We start from the raw sequence: 15,774 nt of genomic DNA on the forward strand, positions 1-15,774 counted from the left end.
GTCACCCGCCTGGTCAGCCGCATCCGCACCGAACTCGGCGGCGAACTCCCCGTCCGCGCCCTGTTCGACACCCCGACCGTGGCCGGCCTGGCCGGGCGGCTCGACGGCGTCGGCGGTGAGGCGCTCACCCCGCTGCTGCCGCTGCGGCCTACGGGCACCCGCCTCCCGCTGTTCTGCATCCACCCGGGCCTCGCGGTGGGCTGGAGCTACGCCGGCCTGCTGCCGCACCTGCCGGCCGACCTGCCGGTGTACGCCCTCCAGGCCCGCGGGCTGGACGGCACCGGCGATCAACTGCCCTCCTCCGTCGAGGAGATGGCCGCCGACTACCTGGCCACGATCCGCGAGGTCCAGCCGGCCGGCCCGTACCGGCTGCTGGGCTGGTCGTTCGGCGGCATGCTCGCCGCGGCGGTCGCCGCCGGGCTCCGGGAGCAGGGGGCGGAGGTCGAACTGCTCGCGGTGCTCGACGCCTACCCCGACTGGACCGGCGGCCCCGAGGAGGCCCCGGCACCGGCCGCGCGCGGCGAGCGTGCGGAGCTGATCGAGATCCTGGCGGGTCTGGGCATCCTGCCCGAACGCGCCCCGGAGCCCGCACCCGGTGAGGAACCGGCCGCGCCCCGCGACCAGTTCCGGCAGATCCTGCACTCCGCCTACCCGGAACTGGCCGACCTCGACGAGCGCTCGTCCGAGGCCCTGATCGAGGTGCTGCTCAACAACCAGCGGATCGGCGACGCCCACCGCGCACCCGCGTTGGACACCGATGTGCTCCTGGTCGTCGCTCGGCGGACCGAGCCGGCCGACCTGCCGAAGCCGTCCGCCTGGCGGCGGCAGACCTCCGGTGCGGTGGAGGTCCACGGCGTGGACAGCTCGCACGCCGAGCTGATGACCGGCCGGTCCGCGGCGGAGATCGGGCGCGTGCTGACCGCGAGGCTCGGCGGCTGACCCCACTTCTCCACCCGGCGGCCGAACCCCCAACACTCATGGAACGGAAAGACGATGACGTCTCCTGCACGACACCTGATCTCGATCTCCGACCTGGAGGACGACGACCTGCGCCACATCGTGGCCCGGGGCGCGCAGTTCGCCGACGGTGGACGGCCGTACCCGCAGACCCTCGACGGTGACGTCGTCGGCATCTACTTCAAGAGGTCCTCGACCCGTACCCGTACCGCCTTCTCCAGCGGATCGCTGCGCCTGGGCGCCCGGATCGTCACGTACCAGAACGGCGACCTGCAGCTGGCGACCGGCGAGACCCTGGAGGACACCGGCGACATCCTGTCGCGGATGCTCGACGTGCTGGTCGCCCGGACCGCGGAGCCGACCGCGGACCTGCGCGCGCTGGCCGCCCGCGGATCGATGGCGGTGGTCAACGCGATGAGCGCGGAGGAGCACCCGACCCAGGCGCTGACCGATCTGACCGCGCTGCAGCGGCACTTCGGCCGGATCGAGGGCCTGCGGGTGCTCTACCTGGGCGAGGGCAACAACACGGCGTCCGCGCTCGCGCTGGCCCTCAGCCGCTTCCCCGGCACCGAGCTGCACCTGCGCACCCCCGCCGGGTACGGGCTGGACGCCGGCTATCTGGCCGAGGCCGCCAAGCAGGCCGAGGCGTACGGATCCGTGGTCACCGAGCGCCACGACATGGACGGGCTGCCCGAGGGCGTCGACGTCATCTACACCACCCGCTGGCAGACCACCGGGACCACCAAGCCCGACCCGAACTGGCGTGAGGTGTTCGCACCGTTCCAGGTCCGGGCCGAGCTGTGGGCGTCCAGCCCGGACGCCGTCTTCCTGCACGACCTGCCCGCCCACCGCGGCGAGGAGGTCACCGCCGAGGTACTGGACGGGCCCGCCAGCATCGCCTTCTGGCAGGCCGAGCACAAGCTGTACAGCGCCATGGCCGTCCTGGAGTGGTGCGCCCGCGGCCGTACCGCCGAGACCGCGGCACCCGACAACTCCCCGGAGACCCAGGCATGAGCACCACCGACAACCTCACCGCGGCGGCCACGGTGGCCGAGCCCGCGCCGCTGAGCCGCAACCGCGACTTCCGGCTGCTGTGGGCGGGCACCGCGTTCTCCTCGCTCGGCTCGCAGGTCAGTACCTTCGCCTACCCGCTGATCGTGCTCTGGTCCGGCGGCACGGTCGCTCAGGCCGGGCTGACCGGCGCTGCCGCCAGCCTGCCGCAGCTGCTGTTCTCGCTGTTCGCCGGCGTGCTGGTGGACCGGTTCGACCGCCGCCGCCTGATGATCGGCTGCAACGTGGGCCGGGCCGCGGCGCTCGGTGTGCTGGTCGCGACGATGGTCTCCGGGCACGTGATCCTCCCGCTGCTGCTGGCGGTGGCGTTCGCCGAGGCGAGCCTCACCGTCGTGTACAAGCTGGCCGAGCACTCCGCGGTCCGCAACGTGGTCGACCCGGAGCACCTGTCCCAGGCCGTCTCGCAGAACGAGGCGCGGGTCCAGGGCGCCGGACTGCTCGGCCAGCCGCTGGCCGGCGCGCTGTCCTCGGTGCTGGCCTGGCTGCCGCTGCTGTTCACGCTGGTCTCGCACCTGGTGTCGCTGGCCACCCTGTCCGGTATCAAGCGCAAGTTCCAGGTCGAGCGGGACACCGCCGACGAGCCGCGCAACGTGTTCGGCGACATCGCCGACGGCGTCAAGTGGCTGTGGAACCACAAGCAGTTGCGGGCCGCCGCCGCCGTGGTCGCGATCAGCAACATGCTCTTCGAGGTGCTGGTGCTCGGCATGCTGACCACACTGCGCGACACCGGCACCGAGCAGGTCGTGGTCGGCCTGGTGATGGGTGCGGCCGGGGTCGGCGGGGTGGCGGGTGCGCTGAGCACCAACTGGTGGATGGCGCGGCTGCCGCTGCCGGTGATCGTGATCGGCGCCAACGCCGTCTGGACGGTGCTCTTCCCCCTGGTCGTCCTGCTGCACAACCCGCTGCTGTTCGGCCTGGTGATCACCCCGATGTCGTTCATCGGCGCGATGTGGACCATCGCCGTGGTCTCCTTCCAGGTCGAGATCACCCCGGACGACATGCAGGGCCGGATCGCCAGCGTGATCGGCATCGTGGCGTTCGGCACCCTCCCGCTGGGCGCGCTGCTCGGCGGCTACACCCTCCAGGCGTTCGGCTTCCGTGACTCGGTGCTGGCCTGCAGCGCGGTGATGCTGCTGCTCACCCTGGCCGCCGCGGCGAGCCCCTCGCTGCGCCGGATCGGCTCCGAGCTGCGCGAGCGCGCCGCCGCCGAGGCCGCGGCCGAGGCAGCCGCCGAGACCACCTCCGAGGCGCCCGCCGTGCCGGCCGCCGAGGACCGTACCCCGACCCCGACCCCCGCAGGGAAGTGACCACGCCATGACCGACCTGATCCAGTCGACCGCGCGGCACGCCCGCGAGATCCCCGACCACGAGGCCGTCGTCTTCGTCAGCGGCTACGGCGAGGACGCCGTCACCCGCACCCTGACCTACGGCCAACTGGCCCAGGACGCCCAGTCGGTGGCCGCCGAGCTGCGTCTGCACTGCGAACCCGGCGACCGGGTGCTGCTGCTCTTCCCGACCGGCCTGGAGTTCGTCAAGGGCTTCCTCGGCTGTCTGTACGCCGGCCTGGTACCGGTGCCGGTCCCGCTGCCCGGCCGTGGCTCCGGCCAGCGCCGCCGCACCACCGGCGTCCTCCAGGACTGCGGCGCGACCGCCGTCCTGACCGACACCGCCACCCACCCGGAGGTCGCGGACTGGCTGGAGCAGGAGGAGCAGTCGCACGTCCGCACCGTCGTCACCGAGGCCGCGCCGCCGGTCGCCCCGGACCGGTACGCGTGGCCCGCCCCCGCGCCGGAGCAGCTCGCCTTCCTGCAGTACACCTCCGGCTCGACCAGCGACCCCAAGGGCGTCATGGTCGGCCACGGCAACCTCGACCACAACTTCGGCGAACTGCGCGCCCTGCTCGACGTCGGCCCCGGCTCCACCGTCTGCAGCTGGCTGCCGCTCTTCCACGACATGGGCCTGATCGCCGCCCTGCTGCTGCCGCTCGACAGCGGCCTGCGGACCGTGCTGATGCCGCCGACCGACTTCGTCCGCCGCCCGTACGCCTGGCTGGAGCTGATCCACACCTACCGGGCGACCCACAGCTACGCGCCGAACTTCGGCTACAACCTGGCAGCCCGCACCGTCACCGACGAACTGCTGTCCCGGCTCGACCTGTCCGCCTGGCGCTGCGCCGCCAACGGCGCCGAACCGGTCCACGCGCAGACCATGGACCTGTTCGCGAAGCGGCTCGCCCCCACCGGCTTCCGGGCCGACGCGATGCGCCCGGCGTACGGCCTGGCGGAGGCCACCCTCGGGGTGACCGCCACCCCCGTCGGCCACGAGCCCCGGGTCGCCCTGGTGGACGCGGCCGACCTGGAGCGCAACCGGTTCCGGCCCCGGCCGGACGGCGCGCCGCTGGTCAGCTGCGGCGCCCCGGCGGGCCTCGAGGTACGGATCGTCGACCCGGCGACCCGTCAGGTGCTGGCCGACGGCGAGGTCGGCGAGATCTGGCTGCGCGGCGGCTCGCTCGCACCCGGCTACTGGGAGAAGCCCGAGGTCAACGCCGAGGTCTTCGACGTCGCCACCGCCGACGGCGACCGCGGCCACCTGCGCACCGGCGACCTCGGGGTGCTGCACGAGGGCGAGCTCTACGTCACCGGCCGCATCAAGGACCTGCTGATCGTCAACGGCCGCAACCTCTACCCGCACGACATCGAACGGGAGAGCACCGGCCTGCACCCGGCGTTCGGCGGCCTGACCGCCAGCGTCTTCTCCGTCCCCGGCGGCAGCTCCGGCGAGGACCTGGTGGTGGTCCAGGAGGTCCGCCAGGCCAGGCTCGCCGGCACCGGCCTCGACACCCTGGCGGGCGAGGTCAAGCTCGCGCTCAGCCGCAGCCTCGGCGTCCCCGTCGGCAACGTGGTGCTGCTCAAGCCCGGCAAGGTGCAGCGCACCACCAGCGGCAAGGTGCAGCGCTCCCGGATGCGGCAGCTGTTCGTCGCCGGCGAGCTGGACCCGCTGCACGAGGACCTCGCCCCGCGCACCCGCGACCGGTACCGGCCGGCGGCCGTCACCGAGGACGGGGCGGACGCGTGAAGTACCTGCCGCACGAGCTCGCCGCCGTCTTCGACCGCCGGCTCGGCGACCCGCACGACCCGCTCCAGGCGTTCTCCTACGCCCGCTGCGCGGACCTCGACGAACGCGAGGAGTTCCCCACCGAGATCTGCCGGCTGCTGGACGAACTCGGGCTCGCCCGCCACTACGTGCCCACCACCCACGGCGGCGCGCTGGACAGCTACGAGGACCTCGCCGCGCTGCTGCGCACGGTGGCCCGCCGCGACCTGACGGTGGCCATCGCCCACGTCTCCACCTTCCTCGGCGCCGCCTCCGTGTGGCTGGCCGGCGAGCGGGCGCAGGCCGACCGGCTGGCGGCGGAGATCCACGACGGCAGCGTGGTCTCGCTCGCCCTGACGGAGCAGCAGCACGGCAGCGACCTGCTGGCCAACCGGCTCGCCACCGCCGAGGGCGAGAACTGGTACCGGGTCAACGGCGAGAAGTGGCTGATCGGCAACGCCTCGCGCGGCCAGTTCGTCTGCGTGCTCGCCCGCACCGACCCCGCGGGCGGCCCGCGCGGCTTCAGCCTGCTGCTGATCGACAAGCGGCAGCTGGCCCCCGGCAGCTTCCGCTGCCTGCCCGCCGTGCGCACGGTCGGCATCCGGGGCGCCGACATCAGCGGCATCGAGTTCACCGAGGCCGAGATCCCCGCCACCGCCGTGGTCGGCGAGGCCGGCACCGGCCTGGAGACGGTCCTGAAGATCCTCCAGCTGACCCGCAGCCTGTGCGGGCCGCTGTCGCTGGGCACCGGCGACCACGCGCTGCGCCTGGCCGTCCGCTACAGCCTGGACCACCTCGGCCCGGCCGACGGCAGCCCCACCGCGGACCGGCGGCTCACCGAGGCCTACGCCGACCTGCTGGTCGCCGAGGCCGTCACGCTGGCCGGGATCCGCTCCATCCACGCGCTCACCGGCGAGCTCAGCGTGGTCTCGGCGGCCGTCAAGTGCTTCGTGCCGCACACCGTCGAGCAGCTGATCGCCGACCTGGGCACCGCGCTCGGCGCCGGGGTCTTCCTCAGCCGCTCCTACCTGCACGGCGCGTTCCAGAAGCTGGAACGCGACCACCACATCATGAGCATCTTCGACGGCAACACCTTCGTGAACCTCAACGCACTGATCAACCAGTTCCCGCAGCTGGCCGTCGGCCACCGGCGCCGCAAGGTCGACGAGAGCGGCCTGGCCGCCGCCGTCGACCTGCAGGCCGAGCTGCCGCCGCACGACGGCGCAGCCCTGGAACTGATCTCGCGCACCGGCAGCAGCCTGGTGCAGAGCCTCCCCGCCGCTCTCACCGAACTCACCGAGCTGGCCGCCCGGCGCGCCGTCCCGGCCGCCGTCGGCCGGTACGCGGACGAACTGCGGGAGATCACCGACGAGCTGCACGCCGCGATGGCCGACCACCGGCCCTCGGCCCGTGACGTGCCGCCCGGCGCGTTCGACCTGGCCCGCCGCTGGACCCAGGTGTTCGCCGCGGCGGCCTGCGTCCAGCTGTGGCTGCGCAACCGCGACGCGGCGGCCGACTCGCCGACCGCCGCGCTGTGGGCCGACGGCCTCTGGCTGGAGGCCGGCCTGGCCCGGCTGCTGGCCAAGCTGCGCCCGGGCGTGGTCCGCGACGGCGCGGTCTTCGACCGCCTCTCCGACCGGCTCCACGGGCAGTACCGGGACGGCGAGTTGTTCTCGCTGCTGCACAGCCGGATGGAGGAGACGGTATGAGCGAGCACCTTTCCACCCGTCCCCGCACCGCCCGGCTGGAGGCCCTGCTCGGCGACCCGCTCGCCCCGGGCAACCCGCTCGGCCTGGACGCCGTGGTGGCCGCCGACGAACGCGCCGAACTGCCCGCCGCCGGCGTGCGGGCCCTGGACACCTACGGCTTCAACGCCGAGCTGGTGCCCGCGGCCCTCGGCGGCCGGCTCACCCGGGCCGACGAACTCGCCGAGGCGTTCCGCACCGTCGCCCGCCGCGACCTCGGCCTCGCCGCCGGGTACGGCCTCGGCAGCCTCACCGCCGGCCTGCACGTGTGGCGCAGCGGCAACCCCGGCCAGCAGGCGGCCCTCGCCGCCCTGCTGCTCGGGGACCGCCGGGTCGCCACCGCGCACGCCGCACCCGGCGCGGGCCTGCGCGCCACCCGCGACGGCGGTGAGCTGGTGGTCTCCGGCAGCGAACACCTGGTCGGCGATCCGGCCGCCGCCGAGGCGATCCTGCTGCCCGTCACCCTCGACGGGGGCACCGCCCACCTGCTGCTTCCCGCCGACCCCGGCCTCACCGTCTCCCCGCCGCACAGCGGCACCGGCCTGCGCGGTTGCCGGTTCAGCGCGGTCCGCGCCGACGGCCTGCGGGTCTCCGCGGACCGCCTGGTCGGCACGGACGGCGCCGGCCGGGCCGACGCCGCAGCCGTGCGGCGGATCACCGGTACCGTCGTCGCCTCCGCCCTGGTCGGCGTGCTGGACACCGAGCTGCGCACCGCGCTGTCCTTCGCCGACGAGCGGATCCTGTACGGCCGGCCCGTCACCGGCCTGCCGAGCGCCCGCGCGCTGCTCGCCGACGCGTTCCTGGACCTGCTGATCGCGGACTGCTGCACCACCGTCGCCGCCCGCGCCCTGCACCTGCACCCCGGCCGCGCCACCTACCAGAGCACCGCCCAGCACCTGGTGGCCGGCCTGGTACGGGACGCCGTCCACCAGCTGTCGCTGCTCCTGGGGGCCCGCTCGTACCTGCGGGAGGGCCCGCACGCGGTGTTCCAGAAGCACCTGCGGGACCGGACGGCGCTGGCGGCGCTGCACGGCTCACCGCCGCCCGCCGCACCGCCGGCCGGGCCCGCCGAGGAGCCGCTGACGGCCCTGTTCGAGGCGGCCGGGCAGCTGCCCGCGCTGGACCTGGCGCTGATCGGTCCGGCGGCCACCGGGCCCGACGCACTGGCCGCCACCCTCGGCGCCCTGCCCGCGGAGCTGGCCGACCGGCACCCCGAACTCGTCGCCCTGGCGGCCCCGCTGGCCGGGGACCCGGGCGGTACCGGGTTCGCCGCCGCGGCCTGCCTGCGGCTCTGGTGGCACGGACACGCCGGCCGGGACGGCTTCCTCGGCCGGCCCGACTGGATCCACGCCGCACTCCACCGCCTCGCCGCACGCACCGGACGCCCGGCGGTCCCCGCCGCCGCGGACCGCGACCCGCTGCTCCTCGAGGAGCTGCGCACCCGCCTCCAGCAGGGCCGCACCTTCGACCTGGCCGACCGTCCGCCCGCGCGCTGACCGGCACCGTCCGCCCGAACCACCGACCCGTCACCGACCCGACCCACCAAGAACGGCAGGAACCCCGACATGCCCGAGACCACCATCGACACCTCCGCCGAGGCCATCGCCGAGTGGCTGACCGGCCGCGTCGCCTACTACCTCGACCGGCCCGTCACCGAGCTGCAGCCCGACGTCAAGCTGGTCGAGTACGGCCTCGACTCGGTCTACGGGATGAGCCTGATCACCGAGATCGAGGACCGCTTCGACCTGGAGCTGGAGTCCACCCTGGCCTGGGACCATCCCACCATCGCCGCCATCACCGGCTACCTGCACGGCCTCGTGGGGCAGCGTTGACCGCCGGCCCGGCCGGGCACGAGGTCTCGCTCGGCCAGGAGGCCCTGTGGTTCCTGCAGCGCCTGGCCCCCGCCAGCCCGGCCTACAACGTCGCGATGGCGGTCCGGATCCGCCAGGCCGTCGACGACGACGCCCTGCGGCGCGCCGCCGCCGCCGTCGCCGACCGGCACGAACTGCTGCGCTCGCGCTTCACCGAACGCGACGGGCGCCCCCGCCGGAGCACCGTCGGCGCGCTGCCCGGCCTGCTGGAGATCCGCGAGGTGCCCGGCGCGAGCGACGAGGAGCTGAACGCCGCCGCCCGGCAGACGGTCGCCCGGCCCTTCGACCTGACCGAGGCGGGCCCGGTCCGGATCCTGCTGCTGCGCCGCGCCGCCGAGGACTCCGTGCTGCTGCTGGCCGCCCACCACGCGGTCACCGACGGCGCGTCCCAGGTCATCGTCCTGGAGGACCTGCTGACGGCCTACGCCGCCGAGGTCCGGGGCACGGCGCCCGGCTGGCCGCAGCCGCTGCGCCCGTACCAGGAGTACGTCACCGCGGAGCGGGAGCTGCTGGACTCGCCCCGGCGGGCCGAACTCGCCGACCACTGGCGGCAGGTGTGCGCCGGGGCGCCGTCCGCACTGGAACTGCCCACCGACCGGCCGCGTCCGGCCCGCAAGCGGTTCACCGGTGCGAGCCGGGACTTCCGGCTGCCCGAGGAGCTGGCCCGCGCCCTGCGGCCGGCCGCGGCGGCCGCCGGGGTGACCCCGTTCGTGCTGCTGTTCGGCGCGTTCCAGGCCCTGCTGTACCGGTGGAGCGCCCAGCCGGACTTCCTGGTCGGCTACGCCGTCAGCACCCGGCCCGAACGCACCATGCGCAACACGGCCGGCTACTTCGTCAACACCTTGCCCTGCCGGGCCGACTTCGGGGCGGCCGACCTGACGTACCGGCAGCTCATGGCGCAGGTCTCCGGTCAGCTCCGGCAGGGCCTGGCCCACCGCGACCTGCCGCTGCCGCTGCTGCCGGCCGAACTCGGCCTGCCGCACGACCCCAGCCGCACCCCGGTGTTCCAGAGCATGTTCAGCCTGATCACCGCGACCCGGTTCCAGCCGCTGCTGGAACTGCTCGCCCCCGAGGACCATGCCAAGTCCGAACTGGTCCACCACGGACTGCGGTTGACCGGCTTCGACCTGCCGCAGCAGGAGGGCCAGTTCGACCTGAGCGCCGAGGTGCTGCAGACCGACGCGGCGGTCAAGGTGGCGTTCAAGTACGACACCGACCTGTTCGACCCGGCCACCGTGGACCGGATGGCCGGCCACTACCGGCTGCTGCTGGCCGCCGCGGTCGCCGACCCGGACCAGCCGGTCCGGCGGACCGAGCTGGTCACGGCGGCCGAGCGGGAGACCCTGCTCTCGTTCGCCACGGCCGCCTGGTAGCCCCGGGCACCGCGACCCGGGCACCACCGCCACGACCTGGGGGCCGGGCCGCGCGGGTCGACGACGACCCGCGCCCCGGCACCGCGTGCCCCACGCCTCTCGCGCACCCGCGGCACCACCGGCGGGCGAAGCCGCCCGGGGCGTCCTCCCACACCGTCACACACGACTGGAGAAACGGCGTTATGCCAGCACAGAACGGTCACCAGGACTGCACCGTGTCGACGATGCCACGGCCTGCCGCGTGTCCGCCGGCTGCGCCGGACGTTCTCGACCCGGTGGCGGACGGCCTCCCGGCCCCGGTCGGATCCGGCGGTACGGCCGGCGCGCTGCGCGCCCGGCTGGCCGTGCTGGCCGCCACCTTCGCCGAGACCCCGCTGGTGCGGATCGAGGACGACGCGGTGGACCTCCACGCCAAGCTGGAGTACTGCAACCCGAACGGCAGCTCCAAGGACCGCTCGGCGTTCTGGATCCTCAAGGGAGCCGTCGAACGCGGCGAGATCACCGCCGAGACCACCGTGGTGGAGTCGTCCTCCGGCAACTTCGCCATCTCGATGGCCGCCTTCTGCCGCACCCTCGGCATCCGCTTCGTGCCGGTGATCGACCCCAACTGCAACCAGCTCACCGAGGCCTACCTCGGCATCATGTGCGACCGGGTGGAGAAGGTCACCGAGCGCGACCCCAGCGGCGGCTACCTGACCACCCGCCTGGACCGGGTCAAGCAGCTGCAGACCGAGTACCGGCACGTCTACTGGCCCAACCAGTACGCCAACGAGGACGCCCTGCTCGCGCACTACCGGACGACCGGCGGCGAACTCTGCGCCGCCCTGCCGAAACTGGACTACGTCTTCCTGGGCGTCAGCACCGGCGGCACCATCGCCGGCGTCTCCCGGCGGGTCAAGGAGGAGCACCCCGCGGCGACCGTGGTCGCCGTCGACGCCGCCGGATCGGCGATCTTCGGCCAGCCGCCGCAGGCCCGGCTGCTGCCCGGCCTCGGCTCCAGCCTGGTGCCGCCGCTGTGCGACCGCGCGCTGATCGACGACGTGGTCATCGTCCCCGAACCGGCCGCCGTCCAGGGCTGCCTGGAACTGGTCCGCCGGCACGGCCTTTACACCGGCGGCTCCACCGGCAGCGTGTACGCCGCCATCCGCCACTACTTCGGCCGCCGCCCGGCCGGCGGCGCCCGGCCGACCGTCGCCTTCCTGTGCGCCGACCGCGGCACCGCGTACGCGGAGACCGTGTACGACGCCGACTGGGTCGCCCGGTCCTTCGCCGACCGGCCCGTCCCCGACGGCTGGCCGGGTGCCGCCCTGCCGTCGGCGCTCTGACCCCGGCCGCACCCACCCGGACCCACCCGCACCGTCCCGATCCACCCCGATCCACCCGCGCCACCCGACACGTTGAGGAGCACCACCCGTGACCGACACCCCGAGCACCCCGCTCACCCTGCCCCAGCTGCGCGTCCTGACCGGCGCGGACGTGCTGCGCCAGGTCGAGGGGAACCGCGCCACCTGCGTGGACGTGGTCCGCCGCGCGTACGTCACGCACGCGGCCGGCCGGAGCGTCAACCCGGAGAGCGCGTTCCTGCGCTTCCCGCACAAGCCGAACTCGCGGATCATCTCGCTGCCGGCCTACCTGGGCGGCGAGTTCGAGGTGGCGGGCATCAAGTGGATCGCCAGCTTCCCGGACAACCCGGCCCGCGGCATCCCGCGCGCCTCGGCCGTGCTGCTGCTCAACGACACCGAGAGCGGCTACCCGATCGCCGCGATGGAGTCCTCGGTGATCTCCGCCAGCCGTACCGCGGCCTCCGCCGTGCTGGGCGCCGAGGCCCTGGTGGGCGGGCGCCGGGTGGAGCGGATCGGCCTGGTCGGCGCGGGGCTGATCGGCGGCCACGTGTGGAAGTTCCTGCGCGACCTCAACTGGCAGTTCGGCGGCTTCCGGATCTTCGACCTGGACCGCGCGCACGCCGAGCGGTTCGCGCAGACCCTCAAGGCGGACGGCGTCCAGGACGTCGAGGTGGTCGAGGAGGCGGCCGGCGCCTTCACCGACTGCGACCTGGTGATCCTCACCACCGTCGCCGGGGAGCCGCACCTGACCGACCCCGCCCTGCTCGCCCACGCCCCCGTCGTCCTGCACCTGTCGCTGCGTGACCTGGCTCCCGAACTGATCCTGGGCGCCCAGAACTTCACCGACGACATCGACCACGCGGTCCGCGAGCGGACCTCCCTGCACCTGGCCGAACAGCTGGTCGGGCACCGGGACTTCGTCCACGGCACCATCGCCGACCTGCTGGCCGGCACGGTCAGCCGCGACCCGGAGCGGGCGGCCGTGTTCTCCCCGTTCGGCCTGGGCGTACTGGACCTGGCGGTCGGCAAGTGGGTGCACGACGCGGTCCTCGCGGCCGACGGCGGCCAGCAGGTGCCGGACTTCTACGGCGAGGCCGTGCGCTGACCCGCCGGCCGGCAGGGCAGACTGGCCGCCATGCAGATCCGCATCGAGGCCACCGCCCTGCCGGGCCGCCACTGCCCGGCCGGCCCCGGCTTCCCGGGCGCGAGCGACATCCACGTGGGCGTGCAGCGCAAGGACCGCCCGGCCGAACTGCTCGGCCTGCTGCCCGCCGACGCGCCGTCCGCCGTCTGGACCCTGGACTGCACCGCCGTCCCGGGGCCGGACGGCATCGCGCTGCGCGGCCCGTACCTGCAGAACCGGCTCGGCGGCCGGTTCGTGTACCTGTCCTGGCTGGCCGCGGACGGCGCGGGCGGGCTGGCGATGTTCCGCCGGGCCAAGCTGATGCTCGACGCCGTGACCCCCGCGACGCTGGCCGCCGCCGTCGAGGGCGGCCGGCTCACCGCCCGGCTGGGGCTCACCGACTCAGCCGGGCTGCCGCTGTGCGCGGCGGTCCGGCCGCCGCTGATCAGCTGGAGCGCCGGTCCGGACCCGGCCTGAACAGGCCCGTGGACCTGCTCAGGCCACCCCGCGCGGCCGGAACTGGATGCTGATCCGCGGCCCCACCGGGCGCGCCGTCTTCGGCACCGCGTGCTCCCAGGTGCGCTGGCACGAGCCGCCCATCACCAGCAGATCACCGTGCCCGAGCGCCTGGCGCACCGTGCCGCCGCCGAACCGCGGGCGCAGCAGCAGCGGCCGGGGCTCGCCCACCGACACGATCGCGACCATGGTGTTCTCGTGCTCGCCGCGCCCGATCCGGTCGCCGTGCCAGGCCACGCTGTCCCGCCCGTCCCGGTAGTAGCACAGCCCGGCACTGACGAACGGCTCCCGCAGCTCCCGCGCGTAGTGCGCGTCGAGCGCCGCCCTGGCCCGGCCCAGCACCGGGTGCGGCAGCGGCTCGCCCTCCCGGTAGTGCGCCAGCAGCCGCGGCACCGCCACCACCCGCTCGTACATCTGCCGCCGCTCCGCGTGCCAGGGCACCTGCGCGGCCAGCACCTCGAACAGCGCGTCCGCCCCGGTCAGCCACCCCGGCAGCAGATCGATCCACGCGCCGTCCCCGAGCACCGTGCGCCGCACGCCGTCCAGCCGCCGCAGCCCGATCTCCTCGGCCGCGTCGAACAGCGAAGCCTGCACGTGGACGCCCATGGCAGCCAGCATACGCCCGCTATCGAACACCTGAGCGAATAGGTGGGCGGGGCCCGGCCGGGACGGCCGGACCTCGCGTGGGTCAGGCGTCCGCGGCGTCCGCGGCGGCGAGCCCGGAGACCTTGACGGCCTCGGTGGCCTCCGTGGCCTCCGTGGTCCCGGCGTCCTCGGGCTCCCAGCGCAGCAGGTCGCCGGGCTGGCACTCGAGCACCTCGCAGAGCGCGGCGAGGGTCCCGAAGCGGACCGCCTTGGCGCGGCCGTTCTTGAGCACCGCCAGGTTGGCGGGGGTGATCCCCACGCGGTCCGCGAGCTCGCCCACGGACATCTTCCGCCGGGCCAGCATCACGTCGATGTCGACGGCGATCGGCATCAGATCACCTCGTCCAGCTCGGCCTGCAACTGCGTCGCCTCGACGTCGCGCGCGACGGCCTGGGTGAGCAGCATCCGCAGCACCAGCACGACCAGCGCGACCCCCAGGATGGCCACGCCGATCCCGGCCATGATCACGGTGACGCCCGGGTCCTCCCGCTGGCCCGGCGCGTTGATGGCCGTGACCGCGAACCACACGAGGGCGGCCGCCACGATCGAGCCGATCACGCCGTTCACGTACCGGAAGGCGGTGGGGGAGAACACCGTTCCACGGCGCACCATCGCCACCAGCCGCCAGATGCAGACCAGGGCGACCTGGGCCGACGCCATCCCCAGGATCGTGACCAGCCGCAGCGGGGTCAGCGGGAGCGACCCGTCCTCCGGATCGGTGGCCAGCGCCCACACCAGGCCCGCCTGGACGAACACGGTGCCGGCCAGCACCACCGCGAGCACGGCGCGCAGTGCACGCACGGTCAGTTTTCCCATGGCCCATCCCTCCATCGAGTTGCGATGGGAATCTATCGAATCTCGATAGGTGATGTAAAGGCGGAGGAGGGGCGGGACCGCGTACGCTCACCCCCGTGCCCCGCCATCCGAAGAAGCCGCGCCGATTGGTCGCGGACGGCCGTACGTACCTGTGGACGCTCCGCCACCGCCACCGGGTACTGGACAGCGGCCGGTCCGCCGACTGCCGCGAGACCCTCACGCTGTACCCGCAGCCGCCCGGCAGCGGCGGCCCGCTGCGCATCGTCTTCGTGTCCGGCCCCGACCGGTACGTCCCGGGCGGCGCCCCCTTCGGATCGGGCGACGTCGGATTCACCCGCGGCGCCGGCCTGAACCTGCACGAACCTGGCGCCGTCCGGGCCCTCCTCGACGCGGCGTCCGCCGCCGGATGGCACCCGGCCGAACCGCACGCCGTGGAACTGGACGGCTGGACCCTCCTCGAGCCGGCAGCCGCCGCCCAGCCCGCGCAAACCGGCGGCCCCGCGGGCCCGTAGCGCCCGGGCGCGGGGCCGCCTCGCGTGGGTGGCGCCGCCTCAGCCCGGTACCCCCGCCGGGAGGCCGCGCTCCGGGCGGGGGTCGCGGTCCGCGGCCTCCGCCGCCCTGAGCAGCAGCACCAGCTCGTCGCGGGCGCGTGCCAGACGGGAACGGACGGTCCCGACCGGGCAGCCGCAGACGGCGGCCGCCTCCTGGTAGCTATAGCCCAGTACCTGGGTCAGCACGAACACCTCGCGCCGGTCCACCGACACCCGGGCGAGCAGGTCGGCCAGCGCGACGCCCTCCTCGAAACCGCCGGGCGGCGCGGGGCGACGGTCGACCGCGTCCTCCCAGTCCGCCAGCCCGGCGTTGCGCGGCCGGACGGCCGAACGGCGGTAGCGGTCCACCACGGTGCGGCGGGCGATCGAGAGCAGCCAGGTGCGCGCGGAGGCCCGGCCGGTGAAGGTCGGCAGGCTGCGCAGGGCGCGCAGAAAGGTCTCCTGGGCCAAGTCGTCCGCCGAGTCGGGGTCGGCGAGGTGGGCCACGAACCGCCACACGTCCCGCTGGGTGGCCCGGACGAAGTCCTCGACGGCGTGGCGGTCGCCGCTGCCGCCCGCCAGGGCGAGTTCGGTCAGGCGGTCGTCGGTCGGCCGATCGTCGTTGAGGGGGGCCGCGGCGGCGTTCACCGGCGGCCTCCCGCACGGCGGGGGCGGCGTGATCGACGGCCCG

The 15,774-nt window shown here is 74.5% G+C and carries 16 protein-coding genes; 12 read left to right on the forward strand and 4 right to left on the reverse strand.

Translation table 11 applies throughout. The features are described 5' to 3' along the window. The 11 genes from AA75_RS12460 to AA75_RS12510 form a co-directional block, all read left to right on the forward strand. Positions 1-939: alpha/beta fold hydrolase (locus tag AA75_RS12460; protein WP_149038094.1), on the forward strand; the 939-nt coding region annotated here is incomplete at its 5' end. A gap of 54 nt (positions 940-993) precedes the next feature. Beyond that, positions 994-1,971 carry an ornithine carbamoyltransferase gene (locus AA75_RS12465; RefSeq protein WP_051812200.1) on the forward strand — a complete coding sequence of 326 codons (978 nt, stop codon included), beginning with the start codon at positions 994-996 and terminating at the stop codon, positions 1,969-1,971. Further along, on the forward strand, positions 1,968-3,335 hold the full coding sequence (locus AA75_RS12470; protein ID WP_051812202.1) for an MFS transporter: 1,368 nt from the start codon (positions 1,968-1,970) through the stop codon (positions 3,333-3,335). Before AA75_RS12465 ends, AA75_RS12470 begins: the two co-directional genes overlap by 4 nt. Before the next feature lie 7 nt (positions 3,336-3,342). After that, entirely contained in the window at positions 3,343-5,103 is a 1,761-nt protein-coding gene (locus tag AA75_RS12475) for a fatty acyl-AMP ligase (protein ID WP_051812203.1), read from the forward strand. Beyond that, positions 5,100-6,830 (forward strand): acyl-CoA dehydrogenase family protein, encoded by a 1,731-nt coding sequence (locus AA75_RS12480; RefSeq protein WP_033820004.1) that lies wholly within the window; start codon positions 5,100-5,102, stop codon positions 6,828-6,830. The genes AA75_RS12475 and AA75_RS12480 overlap by 4 nt, the downstream gene beginning before the upstream one ends. Next, positions 6,827-8,362: an acyl-CoA dehydrogenase family protein gene (locus tag AA75_RS47350; protein ID WP_051812205.1), complete on the forward strand. Its 1,536-nt coding sequence runs from the start codon at positions 6,827-6,829 to the stop codon at positions 8,360-8,362. Before AA75_RS12480 ends, AA75_RS47350 begins: the two co-directional genes overlap by 4 nt. 69 nt (positions 8,363-8,431) lie before the next feature. Further along, the gene (locus tag AA75_RS49230) at positions 8,432-8,698 is read left to right on the forward strand and encodes an acyl carrier protein (RefSeq protein ID WP_033820005.1); all 267 of its coding nucleotides are present in this window, start codon (positions 8,432-8,434) and stop codon (positions 8,696-8,698) included. Then, positions 8,695-10,110, forward strand: a complete 1,416-nt coding sequence (locus tag AA75_RS12495) for a condensation domain-containing protein (protein WP_051812207.1) — start codon at positions 8,695-8,697, stop codon at positions 10,108-10,110. The genes AA75_RS49230 and AA75_RS12495 overlap by 4 nt, the downstream gene beginning before the upstream one ends. A 275-nt stretch (positions 10,111-10,385) precedes the next feature. After that, complete coding sequence (gene sbnA / locus AA75_RS12500) at positions 10,386-11,435, forward strand: 2,3-diaminopropionate biosynthesis protein SbnA (protein ID WP_233289005.1); 1,050 nt, start codon at positions 10,386-10,388, stop codon at positions 11,433-11,435. An 88-nt stretch (positions 11,436-11,523) separates the two neighbouring features. Continuing rightward, the gene (gene sbnB, locus AA75_RS12505; protein ID WP_082526456.1) at positions 11,524-12,558 is read left to right on the forward strand and encodes a 2,3-diaminopropionate biosynthesis protein SbnB; all 1,035 of its coding nucleotides are present in this window, start codon (positions 11,524-11,526) and stop codon (positions 12,556-12,558) included. A gap of 30 nt (positions 12,559-12,588) precedes the next feature. Next, on the forward strand, positions 12,589-13,053 hold the full coding sequence (locus AA75_RS12510; protein ID WP_033820006.1) for a DUF5990 family protein: 465 nt from the start codon (positions 12,589-12,591) through the stop codon (positions 13,051-13,053). A gap of 18 nt (positions 13,054-13,071) precedes the next feature. On the opposite strand, the gene AA75_RS12515 is transcribed toward AA75_RS12510, so the two are convergent. The 3 genes from AA75_RS12515 to AA75_RS12525 all read right to left on the reverse strand — a co-directional run bounded on the left by AA75_RS12515 (position 13,072) and on the right by AA75_RS12525 (position 14,553). Further along, a complete protein-coding gene (locus AA75_RS12515; RefSeq protein WP_033820034.1) occupies positions 13,072-13,698 on the reverse strand; it encodes an alpha-ketoglutarate-dependent dioxygenase AlkB in 627 nt (208 codons plus the stop codon). Between the two features lie 82 nt (positions 13,699-13,780). Continuing rightward, positions 13,781-14,068, reverse strand: a complete 288-nt coding sequence (locus tag AA75_RS12520; protein ID WP_033820007.1) for a helix-turn-helix transcriptional regulator — start codon at positions 14,066-14,068, stop codon at positions 13,781-13,783. After that, on the reverse strand, positions 14,068-14,553 hold the full coding sequence (locus tag AA75_RS12525; RefSeq protein ID WP_033820008.1) for a DUF2975 domain-containing protein: 486 nt from the start codon (positions 14,551-14,553) through the stop codon (positions 14,068-14,070). Before AA75_RS12525 ends, AA75_RS12520 begins: the two co-directional genes overlap by 1 nt. A 95-nt stretch (positions 14,554-14,648) precedes the next feature. Here AA75_RS12525 and AA75_RS12530 point away from each other — a divergent pair, with 95 nt between their 5' ends. Next, a complete protein-coding gene (locus AA75_RS12530) occupies positions 14,649-15,065 on the forward strand; it encodes a hypothetical protein (protein ID WP_033820009.1) in 417 nt (138 codons plus the stop codon). A 39-nt stretch (positions 15,066-15,104) separates the two neighbouring features. On the opposite strand, the gene AA75_RS12535 is transcribed toward AA75_RS12530, so the two are convergent. Further along, positions 15,105-15,731, reverse strand: coding sequence for a sigma-70 family RNA polymerase sigma factor (locus AA75_RS12535; protein ID WP_051812209.1), 627 nt, complete (start codon positions 15,729-15,731; stop codon positions 15,105-15,107). Positions 15,732-15,774 lie beyond the last annotated feature (43 nt).

Source organism: Kitasatospora sp. MBT63 (assembly GCF_000710465.2).
In the GTDB taxonomy this organism is placed as follows: Bacteria; Actinomycetota; Actinomycetes; order Streptomycetales; family Streptomycetaceae; genus Kitasatospora.

Bases quoted from the DNA above. Each gene is read 5' to 3' on its own strand.
- AA75_RS12470 (WP_051812202.1), top strand. From the start codon at position 1,968: ATGAGCACCACCGACAACCTCACCGCGGCGGCCACGGTGGCCGAGCCC.
- AA75_RS12520 (WP_033820007.1), bottom strand. From the start codon at position 14,068: ATGCCGATCGCCGTCGACATCGACGTGATGCTGGCCCGGCGGAAGATG.
- AA75_RS12475 (WP_051812203.1), top strand. From the start codon at position 3,343: ATGACCGACCTGATCCAGTCGACCGCGCGGCACGCCCGCGAGATCCCC.
- AA75_RS47350 (WP_051812205.1), top strand. From the start codon at position 6,827: ATGAGCGAGCACCTTTCCACCCGTCCCCGCACCGCCCGGCTGGAGGCC.
- AA75_RS12510 (WP_033820006.1), top strand. From the start codon at position 12,589: ATGCAGATCCGCATCGAGGCCACCGCCCTGCCGGGCCGCCACTGCCCG.
- AA75_RS12525 (WP_033820008.1), bottom strand. From the start codon at position 14,553: ATGGGAAAACTGACCGTGCGTGCACTGCGCGCCGTGCTCGCGGTGGTG.
- AA75_RS12515 (WP_033820034.1), bottom strand. From the start codon at position 13,698: ATGGGCGTCCACGTGCAGGCTTCGCTGTTCGACGCGGCCGAGGAGATC.
- AA75_RS49230 (WP_033820005.1), top strand. From the start codon at position 8,432: ATGCCCGAGACCACCATCGACACCTCCGCCGAGGCCATCGCCGAGTGG.
- AA75_RS12465 (WP_051812200.1), top strand. From the start codon at position 994: ATGACGTCTCCTGCACGACACCTGATCTCGATCTCCGACCTGGAGGAC.